The 14957-nt window shown below is 61.1% G+C and carries 11 protein-coding genes and 1 riboswitch; of the genes, 9 read left to right on the top strand and 2 right to left on the bottom strand.

The annotated features are described in order from the left end of the window. Positions 1–3 precede the first annotated feature (3 nt). Together MUY21_RS03250 and MUY21_RS03245 are read left to right on the top strand one after the other, a co-directional pair. Entirely contained in the window at positions 4–906 is a 903-nt protein-coding gene (locus MUY21_RS03250) for an EamA family transporter (RefSeq protein ID WP_248408937.1), read from the top strand. 9 nt (positions 907–915) lie between these two features. Further along, positions 916–1524, top strand: a complete 609-nt coding sequence (locus MUY21_RS03245; protein WP_248408936.1) for an inner membrane-spanning protein YciB — start codon at positions 916–918, stop codon at positions 1522–1524. Between the two features lie 20 nt (positions 1525–1544). Here the strand turns inward: MUY21_RS03245 and MUY21_RS03240 are convergent, their stop codons facing one another. After that, positions 1545–2246: a glutathione S-transferase N-terminal domain-containing protein gene (locus tag MUY21_RS03240; protein ID WP_248408935.1), complete on the bottom strand. Its 702-nt coding sequence runs from the start codon at positions 2244–2246 to the stop codon at positions 1545–1547. Positions 2247–2380: 134 nt separating this feature from the next. Then, a riboswitch (SAM riboswitch) is annotated at positions 2381–2459 on the top strand. Between the two features lie 72 nt (positions 2460–2531). Here MUY21_RS03240 and metZ point away from each other — a divergent pair. The 3 genes from metZ to MUY21_RS03225 all read left to right on the top strand — a co-directional run bounded on the left by metZ (position 2532) and on the right by MUY21_RS03225 (position 6470). After that, on the top strand, positions 2532–3725 hold the full coding sequence (gene metZ / locus MUY21_RS03235; RefSeq protein WP_248408934.1) for an O-succinylhomoserine sulfhydrylase: 1194 nt from the start codon (positions 2532–2534) through the stop codon (positions 3723–3725). Between the two features lie 84 nt (positions 3726–3809). Further along, positions 3810–4916 (top strand): GTP cyclohydrolase FolE2, encoded by a 1107-nt coding sequence (folE2, locus tag MUY21_RS03230; protein ID WP_248408933.1) that lies wholly within the window; start codon positions 3810–3812, stop codon positions 4914–4916. Between the two features lie 105 nt (positions 4917–5021). Next, positions 5022–6470 carry a TrkH family potassium uptake protein gene (locus MUY21_RS03225; protein WP_191286408.1) on the top strand — a complete coding sequence of 483 codons (1449 nt, stop codon included), beginning with the start codon at positions 5022–5024 and terminating at the stop codon, positions 6468–6470. Between the two features lie 43 nt (positions 6471–6513). Here the strand turns inward: MUY21_RS03225 and MUY21_RS03220 are convergent, their stop codons facing one another. Further along, on the bottom strand, positions 6514–8361 hold the full coding sequence (locus MUY21_RS03220; protein ID WP_248408932.1) for a trypsin-like peptidase domain-containing protein: 1848 nt from the start codon (positions 8359–8361) through the stop codon (positions 6514–6516). A gap of 270 nt (positions 8362–8631) precedes the next feature. Between MUY21_RS03220 and MUY21_RS03215 the strand changes: the two genes are divergently transcribed. From MUY21_RS03215 to ppdK, 4 genes are all read left to right on the top strand, one after another. Further along, a complete protein-coding gene (locus MUY21_RS03215) occupies positions 8632–9567 on the top strand; it encodes a glycine--tRNA ligase subunit alpha (RefSeq protein ID WP_248408931.1) in 936 nt (311 codons plus the stop codon). After that, a complete protein-coding gene (locus tag MUY21_RS03210) occupies positions 9564–10031 on the top strand; it encodes a DUF6446 family protein (RefSeq protein WP_248408930.1) in 468 nt (155 codons plus the stop codon). Before MUY21_RS03215 ends, MUY21_RS03210 begins: the two co-directional genes overlap by 4 nt. 5 nt (positions 10032–10036) lie before the next feature. Then, positions 10037–12262 carry a glycine--tRNA ligase subunit beta gene (gene glyS, locus MUY21_RS03205; RefSeq protein WP_248408929.1) on the top strand — a complete coding sequence of 742 codons (2226 nt, stop codon included), beginning with the start codon at positions 10037–10039 and terminating at the stop codon, positions 12260–12262. A 141-nt stretch (positions 12263–12403) separates the two neighbouring features. Further along, positions 12404–14953 carry a pyruvate, phosphate dikinase gene (ppdK, locus tag MUY21_RS03200; protein ID WP_248408928.1) on the top strand — a complete coding sequence of 850 codons (2550 nt, stop codon included), beginning with the start codon at positions 12404–12406 and terminating at the stop codon, positions 14951–14953. Positions 14954–14957 lie beyond the last annotated feature (4 nt).

Here is a 14957-nt window from a genome sequence, read left to right as displayed (position 1 = left end):
CGGATGAGCGATTGGCTTGTGTCCCTGGAAGGCACCGATGCGGGCCGCCAGCTTGCGCTGATCCTTGCGCTGTCGGCGGCGTTCCTGCACGCGCTGTTTGGCGCGTTGCAGAAGGGGCGTCATGACCCGTGGCTGTCGCGCGGCGCGATTGATCTGTCCTATGGGCTGATCGCGGCACCATTCGCGTTGTTCGTTGTGCCAAAGCCCGAACCGCATATGTGGCCGATCTTCGCCATCGTGTTCTTGATCCATGTCGGCTACAAGCTCGCGCAGAGCTATACCTATGCCTTGGGGTCTTACACAGTTGTCTATCCGGTCGTGCGCGGCACCGGGCCGTTGTTCACCGTCATTGGCGCGGGGCTTTTGTTCGGGGAGCATTTTACGTCGGTGCAGTGGGTTGGCGTCGCGACGCTGGTGGCCGGGATTTTCGCGCTGGCGGTCTATAACCTGCGCCATTGGCAAATGGGGCGCGATCAACTGAAACCGGCGCTGGCGATGGCAGTCGTGACGGGTTTATTCGTCGCGGCCTATACCACCTATGACGCCTATGGCATCCGCGCGACCGCCAACCCCTTCACCTTCTTGGCATGGTTTTTCTTCATCGACGGGTTTTTCATGCCGATCATCGCGGGCCTGCGCTGGTGGAACATGATGAACCGCCCAGCCCTTGGCCCCCTGATGGGGCGCGGTGTGCTTGGGGCCTTTGTTGCCTATTTCAGCTTCGGCTCGATCATGCTGGCAACCCGGCTGGACAATGTGGGCGAAGCGGCGGTGCTGCGCGAAACCTCGACCGTGTTTGCCGCGCTGATCGGCTGGCTTGTGCTGAAAGAGAAGGTCGGGCCGCGTCGTCTGACGATGATGGCTTTGATCGCGGCGGGCGCCGTGATAGTCGAAATGGGCGCATAAGGAGGCACCATGCAAGATAAGCAGGCAACACCCGCCGTCAGGGCGACGCTAGAATACGGGCCGATTATTCTGTTTTTCGTGGCCTATACGCTCCTGAAAGATCGCACCTTTCTGGTTGCAGGCACCGAATATTCCGGCTTTGTCGCGGTGACGGCGCTGTTCATTCCGGTGCTGGCGCTGGCCACCTTGGCGATGTGGAAGATCACGGGCCACCTGTCAAAAATGCAGATCGTGACGCTGGTGCTGGTCGTCGCCTTCGGCGGCATGTCGATCTGGTTCAATGACGAACGGTTCTTCAAGATGAAGCCGACGATGATCTACGCCTTGTTTGCGGGGATACTGGGTTTCGGGCTGATGCGCGGCACCAGCTATCTTGAGGCTGTGATGGACCGCGCGCTGCCGTTGCAACGCGAGGGCTGGATGATCCTGACCAAACGGTTGGCGCTGTTCTTTCTGGGTCTTGCGCTTGCGAACGAGGTGATCTGGCGCAGCATGTCCACTGACGCCTGGGTCAACTTCAAGACCTTCGGCCTGCCTCTGGCCATGTTTGCGTTTTTCATGACGCAAGCCGGGTTGTTCAAACGCTTCGGCACGGAAGAGGACGCCAGCGAAGGCTGACGCCGTGCTCTCGGCCGCGCTTATCTTTTGAACAGCACCTCCTGCGCCTTCTTGTCGGTTTGCAGATTGCCGCGTTGGTCTGACGCGAGCGCGCGACCGCGTTGAACGGCGGGACGCGCGCCCACCTCCTCCAGCCACCGGGCCAGGTTGGGCTTGTCGTCCAGCGTCTGCTCTTGTCCTTCCCACAGCGATGCCCACCCCCAGCAGGCCATATCGGCGATGGAGTAGAAATCGCCGGCAAGATAACGGTTGTCCGCAAGCTGTCGGTCCATCACGCTATAAAGCCGCGCGGTTTCAGCACGATAGCGGTCCTTGGCATAGGGCAGGTCGTTGGGTGGCTCCATCGACGGTGCGTATTTCAGGAAGTGGTGCGCCTGTCCGGCCATGGGCCCCAGCCCGCCCATCTGCCACATCAGCCATTGATCCACGGCGATCCGTTCCCGCTCGGTCTCGCCGTAGAACGTGCCGGTCTTGCGCGCCAGGTATTGCAAGATCGCACCGGATTCGAAGATCGAGATTGGCGCACCATCTGGCCCGTCTGGGTCGATAATCGCAGGCATCCGGTTGTTGGGCGCGATCTTCAGGAAGTCTGGGTCGAACTGATCGCCCGCCCCGATGTTCACCAGTTTCACCTCATAGGGCAGTTCCATTTCCTCAAGCGCGATCGAGATTTTCCAGCCGTTCGGCGTGGGCCAGTAGTAAAGCTCAATGGGTTTGGGCATCGGGTGACTCCTTTTTTGTTGCGGGCAGGATGACAGGTGGCGCGCGAATGGCAACACCGCTGGCAGGTGTGTGTGGTCACGATCCGGTGCGCCGAAACCCCTTGCCCCCTTGACCCAAAACGTCGCAGGCAGTAACGCTTTCGCGTGGCGATTTGTTCACCGGATTGCGGGCCACGTAAAATAAACCGCTAAAGAGGTCAGGGACCTTGCGGGCGTGGCGCCTGCGACACAGCCCCCGACGCTCGGATCGCGGTGGGGGTTTTTTTGTGCGAAGGGACGGCGCAGATGACAGACGCAAAGACGGGTTGGTCGAAACGGACGACAGCCGTGCATGGCGGCACACGTCGCAGCCAGTACAACGAGGTCAGCGAGGCGATCTTTCTGACGCAGGGCTTCGTATATGACAGCGCCGAACAGGCCGAAGCCCGGTTCATCGAAAGCAGCCGGGACGAGTTTATCTATGCCCGTTATGGCAACCCGACCGTGGCGATGTTTGAAGATCGGATGGCCGCGCTGGAAGGGGCCGAAGATGCGTTTGCCACGGCGTCGGGCATGGCTGCGGTCAGCGGTGCGTTGATGTCTGTTCTGAAGGCCGGCGATCACGTTGTCGCCGGGCGGGCATTGTTCGGGTCGTGCCTTTACGTCCTTGAAGATATCCTTGCGCGATACGGGGTCGAGATCACATTGGTGGACGGCACCGACCTTGACGCCTGGCGTGCGGCTGTGCGCAGCGATACGGCGGTCTGCTTTTTTGAAAGCGTGTCCAATCCGGCGCTTGAGGTGATCGACATCGAAGGCGTCGCAAAAATTGCGCATGAAGTGGGCGCGCTGGTGATCGTGGACAACGTGTTCGCGACCCCGGTGTTCAGCCGCGCCATAGACCAGGGCGCCGATGTGGTCGTTTATTCGACGACCAAACACGTAGACGGGCAGGGGCGGTGTCTTGGCGGCGTCGTGCTGGGCACGCAGGACTATATTCGCAAGACCCTGGAACCCTATCTGAAACACACTGGCGGCGCGATGAGCCCGTTTAACGCTTGGGTCATGCTGAAGGGTCTGGAAACGCTGGACTTGCGCGTGAAGGCACAGGCCGCATCGGCGCTAGAGATTGCGCGCGCAATGGAAGGCCATGACAAGCTGGCGCGCGTGGTGCATCCGCTGTTGGACAGTCACCCTGACCGGGCGCTGGCTGAACGCCAGATGGTCGGCGGGGCAGGAACCGTACTGGCGCTGGAGCTTGCGGGCGGGAAAGAGGCTGCGTTCCGGTTCCTCAATGCGCTTGAGATAATCGTGATTTCGAACAACCTTGGTGACGCGAAATCCATCATTACCCACCCGGCGACAACGACCCACCAACGCTTGCCTGACGAACAGAAAGCGATGCTGGGGATTACCCCCGGCCTGCTGCGTCTGTCTGTCGGGCTTGAGGATACGCAGGATCTGATTGCGGATCTGATACAGGCCCTAAACGCCGCCTGATTGGTCGCATCCCGCGCATCGCGTTTGGAGATTTCCTGTCACACACTTATGTTGTAAGGGTGCGACAGGATCGGAGGGTCCGAGATGAACCAGATGAAGCGCAAGCGGGGGGCGACCCCTGACACGGACACCGCGCGCGAGGCGCTGACGCTGTTGCGCGATTGGGCGGCCCAGGCCGACCCGGTCGAAGTGGCGCGGCTGGACCCGGCCATCGCACGGCTTCTGCCGGGGACGGAGCTGCCGAATTATCCTGACCTCAGCCGCGATTACCCGGCGAACTTCACACCTGATGCGGCCTACAAGGCGTCGATGCCCGACCTTCAAAACGGCCCGGCCAGCCTGATTCAGGGGGCCAGGCGGCATATCCAGCATGTCGGTATTTCCAACTTCCGCCTGCCGATCCGGTACCACACCCGCGACGGGGCGGATGTGACCTTGGAAACCTCGGTCACGGGCACGGTCAGCCTTGAGGCGGGCAAGAAGGGCATCAACATGTCGCGTATCATGCGCAGCTTCTATGCCCATGCGGAAAAGACCTTCAGTTTCGATGTGATCGAGTCTGCGCTGGACGATTACAAGACCGATCTGGAAAGCCTGGACGCCCGCATCGAAATGCGCTTTTCCTACCCCGCACGGGTGGAAAGCCTGCGGTCTGGCCTGTCAGGCTATCAGTTTTACGATATTGCGCTGGAATTGGTCGAACATCGTGGCAAGCGGCGCAAGTTCATGCATCTGGACTATGTCTATTCCTCGACCTGTCCTTGTTCGCTGGAGCTGTCCGAACACGCGCGCCAGATGCGCGGGCAACTGGCCACTCCGCATTCGCAACGGTCGGTCGCGCGGATTTCGGTCGAAAAAATTCACCAGCCCAACCACACGCTGTGGTTTGAGGATCTGATTGACCTGTGTCGCGCCGCCGTGCCGACGGAAACGCAGGTGATGGTGAAACGCGAAGATGAACAGGCCTTTGCCGAGTTGAATGCCGCGAACCCGATCTTTGTCGAAGACGCCGCCCGGCTGTTCTGCGACCACCTGCAAAAAGATGCGCGGATCGGGGATTTCCGCATCGTGGCCAGCCACCAGGAAAGCCTGCACAGCCATGATGCGGTGTCGATCCTAACCGAAGGCGAAACATTCGAGGCCGAGAGCCTTGATCCCAAGCTGTTTTCGACCTTGTTTCACGTGGGTTAACCACACGCCCGAAGTTCTGACGGATCAGGCACACCCGGGTCGCAAGGCCAACTCGGACGCGAACTGATCCTTGACAGTTTGTCTGCGCGGGGCCAACCCTGCGCCATGTTCGATCTGCGCCCTGTCGTATATGTCACCGGCCTTTTGGTTGCCGCCCTGGGGGTCACGATGGTGATCCCGATGGGGGTCGATTTATACTACGGCAGTGCGGACTGGGCGGTTTTTCTGGAAAGTGCGGTCATCACGACGATGGTGGGCGGGTCGATGGCGCTGGCCACGGCCAATGGTGTCGGCAAAGGCTTGTCGATCCAGCAGACCTTTCTTCTGACCACCGGTGTCTGGTTGGCGCTGCCCATCTTCGGTGCGTTGCCGTTCGTGTTGTCGGATGTGGCCGTGCGCCCGGTCGATGCGTTTTTCGAGGCGATGTCAGGCCTGACCACCACCGGCGCAACCGTGCTGTCGGGCCTGGACGACATGCCCAAGGGCCTTTTGTTCTGGCGGGCGCTCATGCAGTGGTATGGCGGTATCGGGATCATCGTCGTGGCGATGGTATTCCTGCCAGAACTGCGAGTGGGCGGGATGCAGATTTTCCGCTCCGAGGCGTTTGATACGATGGGCAAGGTTCTGCCCCGCGCGGCCCAGATCGCCGGGCGGATCAGCCAGATCTATCTTGTCCTGACCATCGCCTGCGCCGTGCTTTATGCGGCCGTTGGCCTGCCGCCATACGAGGCGATCTATCATGCAATGACAACGCTTTCGACCGGCGGTTTTTCGTCCACCGATGCCTCGTTCGGGGCCTTTCAGGGGGTGCCGGAATATGTTGCTGCGGTGTTCATGATCCTGGCAAGCCTGCCCTTCGTGCGCTATATCCAACTGCTCAGCGGCACCGCGCGGCCGATCCTGCGGGATACGCAAATTCATGTGTATCTGATCATCATCCTGACGATCACAATCATGATGACCATCTATCGTCTTGTCGCCAACGGCGACCATCTGGAACACGGGTTTCGCGAGGGGATTTTCAATGTCACCTCGATCATCAGCGGCACCGGTTACTCCAGCGTCGATTACCAGTTGTGGGGCGCGTTTCCGGTGGTCGTTTTCTTCTTTCTGGGCCTGATCGGCGGCTGTGCGGGATCGACTGCCTGTTCGATCAAGGTGTTCCGCTATCAGCTTCTGTTCTCGTCGATCAAGGCGCAGATCCGGTCGATCCATTCCCCCCACGGAATGTTCACCCCGCGCTATGCCGGGCGTCGTGTGGATGATGACGTCCTGTCATCCGTCATGGCGTTCTTCGTGTTTTTCGTGGTGACGCTGGGGATCGTCGCCGTGCTCTTGGGCATGACGGGCCTTGATTTCACGACCTCGGTTTCCGGGGCGGCGACAGCGGTGGCGAATATCGGACCCGGACTGGGGGACATCATCGGACCGGCAGGGAACTTCGGCAGCCTGAACGATACCGCCAAGTGGATCCTGGCCATCACCATGTTGATCGGCCGGCTGGAACTGATGGCCGTCTATGTCCTGTTCACAATGACGTTCTGGCGCGGCTAGGATTGCCCGCGTGATCCTGCGGGCCGACCCATGAGATGACTGCCTATTTCCAGCAACTGACCAGAACGGTCATGTCCGCCGCGCGCGCGCTCAGATCAACGGGATCAAGCGTGGCACTGGCTTCGGTGGCATCCGGGGTGATGCCGTGTTCGGCCAGAAACGTTGTGACAGACGCGGCATCAAGGGCGAAGCTGACATCTTCGGGCAGGCTGCGGCCTTTCGACGCCTGGTTTGGCAACAGCATCCCCATCACGGCGCCACCTGCATCCAGCACCGGGCCACCGGCATCGCCGGGAAGCGCGGCCAGCGTCAGGCGGTTCAGTTCGGCTTCGCCATTCAGACCCGTCAGTTCCGACAGGTTGCCATAGGTCAGGCTGGGTGCATTCAGCCGCCCTTCATAGCTGTAGCCTGCGACCGCAACATCGGATTTCAGGCGCGGATCAACCGCCAGGAAGGCTGCATGGGCCAGCGGGGCCAGCGGGTCTTGCGGGGTCAGAAGCGCCAGGCCACGGGCATCGTCCACTGCCGTGACTTCCGCCACATAATCCTCGTTCAGGGTGATGCGCGTGCATCCCGCGACTGCCTCGGCGGTGGTCAGGACGGTGCCCTTGGCATCGACATAGAAGCCCGAGCGCGACATTGCGGGTCGCCGAATTTCAAGCCCGGACAGCAGATCAAGACTTTGGGTGGCCGCGTCCAACCCTGCATTATCGGCCAGCGCCTGCGACCCGAGCGAGGTGAAGCTGGCCTTCATGTCCTGCAAGACCTTGTTGCGACGCTTCTCGTCCCCCACAGGCCAGATCAGGGTAAAGCCCTTGACGGTTCCGTCCACCAGTTCGGCTTGCGTGTAGGATGTGATCTTGCCATCCGCGCCTTCGATCGTGAACGCGTTTTTCTTGCGTTTGCGCGGTCCATCGACCGGCACGATCTCAAGCGATTGAAGGATGTCATAAAGGCCATAAAGCGTATCCTGATCGCCGGTCTGGCTGATCAGCACCACACGCACACCGCTGTCATCCTTGCTGTCGAAATGGACGAACGGGGCTTCGTAGCGGGAAAACTCGACCATCGCGGCGGGGATGGCGACCGAAATGCCGGCCTGTGCATCCTCGTAGGGGCGCAGGCCCAGCGAGGCGATGACAGTCTGGAACGCGGTCAGAACCTCGTCGCGCTGGCGGGTGGTCAGAACACCGGTCGGGTCATAACCACGATCGGTCTGCCAGGCCGCCATCGACCGGCGGGTGCCTGCCCCAAACGCCCCGTCAATCGCCGAGGTGTAGTACCCTTCCCATTGCAGCGCGACCTGCAATGCCTTGCGCGCGTCGCGGTCCAGCAGCCGTTCACTGTCCAGCGCCTCGCGCCGGGTTTCGTCGCGTGTCGGTTCCGGGGCGGTCAGGACCGGCGCGGTGGCGTCCGGTTGCGCCACGGATGCAAGCTGATCGCCTTCGGCGGGGGGGGGCGTCTGTTCCGTGGCCGGATCGGGGGTGTCCGATGCCTCAAGCGGGCTGGTGTTGAGCGTATTGGCCCCGACGGGCCAGAACTGCTGTCGCAGTTTGTTCGAGAATGTGATGAAGCTGTCACGCGGGATCAGTCGGGCGTTTTTCAGCGACCGAAGCTGGATATTCGCCGCGGCCTCGGTATAGGGGCCAAGGATGATCCCGTACCAGTTGCCCCCGATGCGAAACCCGTTCACGCCGTCGAGCCGTGCGGCATAGACGCGCGCGCGGGCCTCGGCCTCGGACAAGGTTGGCTGCGCCTCGATCTGGATCCAGTAGAGGTTCTCGGCCTGTACGCCGGTGGCGGCTGTCGCGGATGTTTGAGCCGCAGCAGGCAGGCCGGTCAGGCTGATCGCAACCGTGGTGTAAAGGGCAACAGCAATGCGTTTTGTCATGAATCCTCGTGGCCTTTGCGGCGTGGCTGGAAAATGTCCTGGGCAGATAACACGTTTGCCCCGGACATGGTCAATAACAGGGTCGCAATATGACAGTTTCGTGCAGCGGGTCCAGCGGCTTCCTCAATTTTCGCGCGAATCCTGACGATCACGGATGCTTGGCCCGCAATCGCCCACGGAAACAACGGTTTTCACGCGTTGACCCTGTGGGGGGCAGGCCGTATTGAAGGCTGACATTCAGAGAACGACCAGATGGGCAAGGCCAGGGCAATGAGCGACACGCGTCCAAAGAGCTTTCAAGAGATCATCCTGCGGCTTCAGACCTATTGGGCCGGGCAGGGCTGTGCGATGCTGCAACCCTATGACATGGAAGTCGGCGCAGGCACCTTCCACCCGGCGACCACGTTGCGGTCACTTGGCTCGCAATCCTGGGCCGCGGCCTATGTCCAGCCCTCGCGCCGCCCGACGGACGGGCGCTATGGTGAAAACCCGAACCGGTTGCAGCATTATTATCAGTATCAGGTGCTGATCAAACCCAGCCCACCCAACCTGCAAGAGCTGTATCTTGGGTCGCTTCAGGCCATCGGCATCGACATGGACCTGCACGACATCCGCTTCGTCGAAGACGATTGGGAAAGCCCCACGCTTGGCGCCTGGGGGCTGGGATGGGAGGTTTGGTGCGACGGTATGGAAGTCAGCCAGTTCACCTATTTCCAGCAGGTCGGCGGGTATGACTGCCACCCGGTTTCGGGCGAGTTGACCTATGGGCTTGAGCGTCTGGCGATGTATATCCTTGGGGTCGATCACGTGATGGACATGCCGTTCAACGACCCTTCCGCGCCGATCCCGCTGAGCTATGGCGATGTGTTCAAACAGACCGAAGAAGAATACGCCCGCTGGAACTTCGATATCGCCAATACGGATGTTCTGTTGAAGCAGTTTGAAGAGGCTGAAGCGGAATGCAAATCCATCCTTGATCAGGCGCATGTGGACCCAAAAACCGGCAAACGCATCGTCATGGCGCATCCCGCCTATGACCAGTGCATCAAGGCCAGCCACCTGTTCAACCTGCTGGATGCACGCGGTGTGATTTCGGTCACTGAACGTCAGGCCTATATCGGGCGGGTGCGCGCGCTGGCCAAGCTGTGTGCGGATGCCTTCGTGCAAACCCGCGCGGGCGGCTGGACGGACGAGGACGCGGCGTGAGCGGCAGGATCATCGGGATATTCATCGTGGTAACAGCACTTGTCGCAGGTATAGCGATCTATTGGTTGCAGCTTTACGCGTTCTACGACGACGTGTCGCTGAACACCGAGCTGCGCATGACGAATGTTGTGACGGGTGAACCCGAAATCGTGCTCTATGACAGCTTTCAGGGGATTGACGCGGACAGCTCTCCGCTTCGGTTCCGGGGCTGCTTCACCACCAAGATGAGCCTTGCGATGCTGACCGAAACGTTCGAGACCTACGAAAACGCCACGCCCCTGACTGCGCCTGGCTGGTTCGACTGTTTTGACGCCAGCCAGATCGGCGCTGCGCTGGAAACCGGGGACGCCATCGCCTTTCTGGGCGAACGCGATATTCAGGACGGGGTGGACCGTGTCGTCGCGATCTTCCCTGATGGCCGGGGTTACACCTGGCACCAGCTGAACGAAAAATACAGCGAGTGAACGATATGCCCGACCTGCTGATTGAACTGTTTTCCGAAGAGATTCCCGCGCGGATGCAGAAACGCGCCGCGGAAGATCTGAAAAAACTCGTGACCGACGGGTTGGTCGAGGCTGGGTTGACCTATGCCGGTGCCGCCGCGCGGTCTACGCCCCGCCGCCTGACGCTGGCGGTCGAAGGGCTGTTGGACAAATCGCCCGACACGCGTGAAGAACGCAAGGGGCCGAAAGTCGGCGCGCCCGAGAAGGCGATCGAAGGGTTCTTGCGCGGCGCTGGCCTGACCCGTGAGCAGTTGGAAGAACGCGACACGCCGAAAGGCCCGGTTTACTTTGCGCTGATCCAAAAGAAAGGCCGCCCCGCCGCCGAGATCATCGCCGAGGTGCTGGAGACCACGATCCGCAACTTCCCCTGGCCCAAGTCGATGCGCTGGGGGGCGGGCAGCTTGCGCTGGGTGCGCCCGTTGCATTCGATCCTGTGCATCCTGTCGGATGAAACCGGGGCCAGTGTTGTGCCGTTTGAGGTCGACGGCATCACCGCAGGCGACACCACCGAAGGGCATCGGTTCATGGCGCCGGGCCGTTTCGCCGTGACGGGCTTCGCCGATTACGAGGCCAAGCTGAAAGCCGCCAAGGTGATCCTGTCGCCGGACGAACGCGCCGATCATATCTGGGCCGAAGCGCAGAATGCCGCCTTCGCTCAGGGGTTGGAAATCGTCGAGGATCAGGGACTGCTGGCCGAGGTGGCCGGGCTGGTTGAATGGCCCGTGGTCCTGATGGGTGACATCGCCGACGAATTCATCCCGCTGCCGCCCGAGGTTCTGCAAACCTCGATGCGCGAACACCAGAAGTTCTTCTCGGTGAAGAACCCAAAAACAGGCTTGATCGAGAAGTTCGTGACCGTCGCCAACCGCGACACTGCCGATCACGGCGCAACCATTCTGGCGGGCAACCAAAAGGTGCTGTCGGCCCGTCTGGCTGACGCCAAGTTCTTTTGGGAGAACGACTTGCGCGTGGCGGAAACCGGCGGGCAGGCGTGGCTGGACAGCCTGTCAAACGTCACATTCCACAACAAGCTGGGCACGCAGGGCGAACGGATCGAGCGGATCGCCCAACTGGCGCGCGCCATCGCGCCATCCGTTGGCGCCGATCCCGATCTGGCCGAGAAAGCCGCCCGCTGGGCCAAGGCCGATCTGTCGTCCGAGATGGTTTATGAATTCCCCGAGCTTCAGGGCTTGATGGGCAAATATTATGCCGCCCCCGCAGGGTATCCGGTTGAGGTCGCGACTGCGGCGGTCGAACACTATTCGCCACTGGGCCCATCAGATGACGTGCCGTCTGCGCCTGTGTCCGTCGCCGTGGCGCTGGCCGACAAGCTGGATACGCTGACCGGGTTCTGGGCGATTGATGAAAAGCCCACCGGGTCGAAAGACCCGTTTGCCCTGCGTCGCGCGGCGCTTGGGGTGATCCGGCTGGTTTTGGACAACAACCTGCGCCTTGCGCTTGATCAGCTTTTCGATGCGCAACTGCTGCGCCATCAGATCGCCCTGAACGAAAACGGGTCGGTGCGTGATGCGCTTTTGCATGACCTGGACAGCGAGATTGCCGACCACGGCGTTTTTGGCGCGGCGATCCGAGCGGTTCTGGATCATTTCGACGGTGATCTGTCCAAGCATCTGGAACAGATCAAGGACAACCTGCCCGATACATCGCGCGACCTGTTGGGCTTTTTTCATGACCGCCTGAAGGTCTATCTCCGCGACAAGGGCATTCGTCACGATGTGATCGACGCCTGTCTTGCGATGCCGAAGAATGACGACCTGACCTTGCTGGTGAAGCGTGCCGAGGCGCTGAGCACTTTCCTGACCACTGATGACGGTGAGAACCTGCTGCAAGGGGTCAAACGCGCCAGCAACATTCTGGCACAGGCCGAAGAAAAGGACGGCGTGGAATACTCCTATGGCGCCGATGTGAAATTCGCCGAAGCGGACGAGGAAACGGCGCTTTTTGCCGCGCTGGACAACGCCGAAGCCGCGATCAAACCGGCGATGGAGGACGAGGATTTTGCCGCCGCCATGCACGCGATGGCGGATTTGCGCGCGCCGATTGATGCGTTTTTTGAAGCCGTTCAGATCAACACCGACAATCAGGTCGTGCGCCGCAATCGGCTGAACCTTCTGTCCCGTATCCGCATGATCTGCGCGGGTGTTGCAGACCTGTCCCGGATCGAGGGTTGATACGGGGCCATCCGGGCATAGGGCTTGTTCAAGCCATGGTTCTTGCCAGAACATCGCATCCAACGTAGCCCTTGTGCCATGCGCCGCGCGCGCTATGGTGACGTGTAACTGCGGTGCTGCGGTGCAGAAAAAGGCGGGGCCATGAGCTTTACTGAGATCACGCCAACAGCGGCGATAGAAAATGCGCGCCACGGCGGACGGGCGAAGTGCCTGCAACGCCTGATCCGGCTGGACATGCCGGTGCCGCGCACGGTCGCGCTGAGCTTTGATGCCGTCCACGGCATCTCGGCTGGCGACATGCCCGATTTGGGGGCAATGCTGGCGTTGTTCGGGTCGGACCCGCTGGTTTCGGTGCGCCCGTCATCGGAGGACCCGGATTGGGGCGGTCCCGGCGCCATCCTGAATATCGGCATGAACGACGCGGTGCATGCCAAACTGACGAAAACGCATGGAGAAACAGCGGCCAACGCGCTGTATCTGCGGTTCATCCAATCCTATGCCGTGCATGTCGGCCGTCTGGACCCGGACGAGTTCGAAGCCTTCTCGACTTCATCTCCGGACGCCCTGCGCGCCGCGCTTGCGCTTTATGAGGAAGAAACCGAAAGCTATTTTCCGCAAGACCCGAAAGAGCAACTGGCCGAAATCCTTCGCTCGATGGCACGCGCATGGGAAGGAACGACCGCGCGCCTGCTGCGGCAGGCGAAAGGGGCGCCTGCGGATGCGGGGCTTGGGCTGGTGGTTCAGAAAATGGCGCTGGGCGTCGGGCAGAGCACCTGTGGCTCGGGGGTCATCCAGTTCGTCAACGGGCAGACCGGGTATCAGGAAATCCGCGGTCGCTATCTGTGCAAAAGCCAGGGGCGGGATGCGCTGAGTGATGCCGAGGATCGCGACGTCATGTATCTGACGAAAGACCCGCGTGGGCGCTCGATCGAGGAAGTGCTGCCGGAAAACTTCGCCAACCTTCTGAAATATGGCGATTTGTGCCGGACGCGCCTGCGCGAAGAGATGGAGATCGAGTTCACCATCGACAACGAAGAGCTGTTCATCCTCGATGCCGTGCGGGTGCAGCGCAGCGAGCGTGCCAATGTGCGTATCGCCGTGTCATTGGCCAATGACGGGATCATCAGCCGGGAAGAGGCCGTGTTACGCATTCCACCGCGTGCACTTAGCGAATTGTTGCACAGCCAGTTCGACCCGAACGACAAGCGGGATCGTTTTGCCAAGGGCATTGCCGCCAGTCCGGGGGCCGCGACGGGAAAGATCGTGTTCAACGCGCGCGCCGCACAGGCGATGGCGGCGCAGGGGGAAAACTGTGTTCTGGTGCGCAGCGAAACCAGCCCCGAGGACATTCGCGGGATGCATGCGGCCAAGGGTATCCTGACCGTTCGGGGGGGCATCACCAGCCACGCAGCGGTGATCGCGCGCGGTCTGGGTCTGCCCTGTGTGGTGGGGGCGCAAGACCTGTCGCTGGATCGCAAGCAGCGCAAACTGATCGCCGGGGACGGGCGCGAGTTTGCCGAAGGGGATGTGATCAGCATTGATGGCGCGCTGGGCGTAGCCTATGCCGGTGCGGTCAACATGCTGCCACCCGAGCTGGGCGAAGGGTTTCAGACGCTGATGGGCTGGGTGGACGAGTTCCGCGACATCGGCGTGCGCGCCAATGCCGACACACCGCCCGACGCGCGCAACGCAAGGATGTTCGCCGCCGAAGGGATTGGTTTGTGCCGCACCGAGCATATGTTTATCGACGACGATCGCCTTCTGGCCATGCGCGAGATGATCTTTGCCGATCACGCCGAAGATCGCCGCGCGGCGCTGGATCGCCTGTTGCCGATGCAGCGCGCCGATTTCACCGAATTGTTCGAGATCATGCAGGGCTTGCCGGTGTGCATCCGTCTGTTCGACCCACCGCTGCACGAGTTTCTGCCACATGGGCGCGAAGGTTTGCGCGAACTGGCCGAGGCACTTGATCTGCACCTGCGTGATGTCGAACGCCGGGTGGACGGGTTGCGGGAGTTCAACCCGATGCTGGGGATGCGCGGGGTGCGTTTGGGCATCACTGTGCCTGAAATCTATGACATGCAGGCCCGCGCCATTTTCGAAGCCACAGTCGAGGCGTCGAAATCCGGCGATCCTGTCGTGCCCGAGATCATGATTCCGTTGGTATCCGCCAAGCGCGAGGTCGAGATGGTGAAAGCGCGGGTTGATGCAGTGGCCGCCGAGGTGCGCATCGAAACCGGGTCGGATTTCACCTATCGGTTGGGAGTGATGGTCGAAACGCCCCGTGCAGCTTTGCGTGCGGGTGAGATCGCCCAGCACGCCGCCTTCATGTCGTTCGGCACCAATGACCTGACCCAGATGACCTATGGCCTGTCGCGCGACGATGCCGGGCGCTTCATGGGCGAATACGTGGCGCAGGGCGTTTACGAGGAAGATCCCTTTCACATGCTGGATGCCGACGGGGTGGGCGAGCTTCTGAAAATGGGAGCGACACGGGGACGCGATGCCAATCATGATCTGACCCTGTCGATCTGTGGCGAGCATGGCGGCAACCCGGAATCAATCCGATTCTGTCGTGATGCGGGCTTTGACTATGTGTCTTGTTCGCCCTTCCGGGTGCCGATTGCCCGATTGGCGGCAGCCCATCTTGCGCTTGAGGGGCAAGCGCGTGATTTTGACTTAGAGGTCTGATAAA

This window comes from Aliiroseovarius sp. S2029 (genome assembly GCF_023195575.1).
Taxonomy (GTDB): Bacteria; Pseudomonadota; Alphaproteobacteria; order Rhodobacterales; family Rhodobacteraceae; genus Aliiroseovarius; species Aliiroseovarius zhejiangensis.
This window is presented reverse-complemented; position numbering and strand designations above follow the sequence as displayed.

Coding starts and splice junctions, on each gene's coding strand:
- MUY21_RS03250 (WP_248408937.1), top strand. CDS start 4: ATGAGCGATTGGCTTGTGTCCCTGGAAGGCACCGATGCGGGCCGCCAG.
- MUY21_RS03245 (WP_248408936.1), top strand. CDS start 916: ATGCAAGATAAGCAGGCAACACCCGCCGTCAGGGCGACGCTAGAATAC.
- MUY21_RS03240 (WP_248408935.1), bottom strand. CDS start 2,246: ATGCCCAAACCCATTGAGCTTTACTACTGGCCCACGCCGAACGGCTGG.
- metZ (WP_248408934.1), top strand. CDS start 2,532: ATGACAGACGCAAAGACGGGTTGGTCGAAACGGACGACAGCCGTGCAT.
- folE2 (WP_248408933.1), top strand. CDS start 3,810: ATGAACCAGATGAAGCGCAAGCGGGGGGCGACCCCTGACACGGACACC.
- MUY21_RS03225 (WP_191286408.1), top strand. CDS start 5,022: ATGTTCGATCTGCGCCCTGTCGTATATGTCACCGGCCTTTTGGTTGCC.
- MUY21_RS03220 (WP_248408932.1), bottom strand. CDS start 8,361: ATGACAAAACGCATTGCTGTTGCCCTTTACACCACGGTTGCGATCAGC.
- MUY21_RS03215 (WP_248408931.1), top strand. CDS start 8,632: ATGAGCGACACGCGTCCAAAGAGCTTTCAAGAGATCATCCTGCGGCTT.
- glyS (WP_248408929.1), top strand. CDS start 10,037: ATGCCCGACCTGCTGATTGAACTGTTTTCCGAAGAGATTCCCGCGCGG.
- ppdK (WP_248408928.1), top strand. CDS start 12,404: ATGAGCTTTACTGAGATCACGCCAACAGCGGCGATAGAAAATGCGCGC.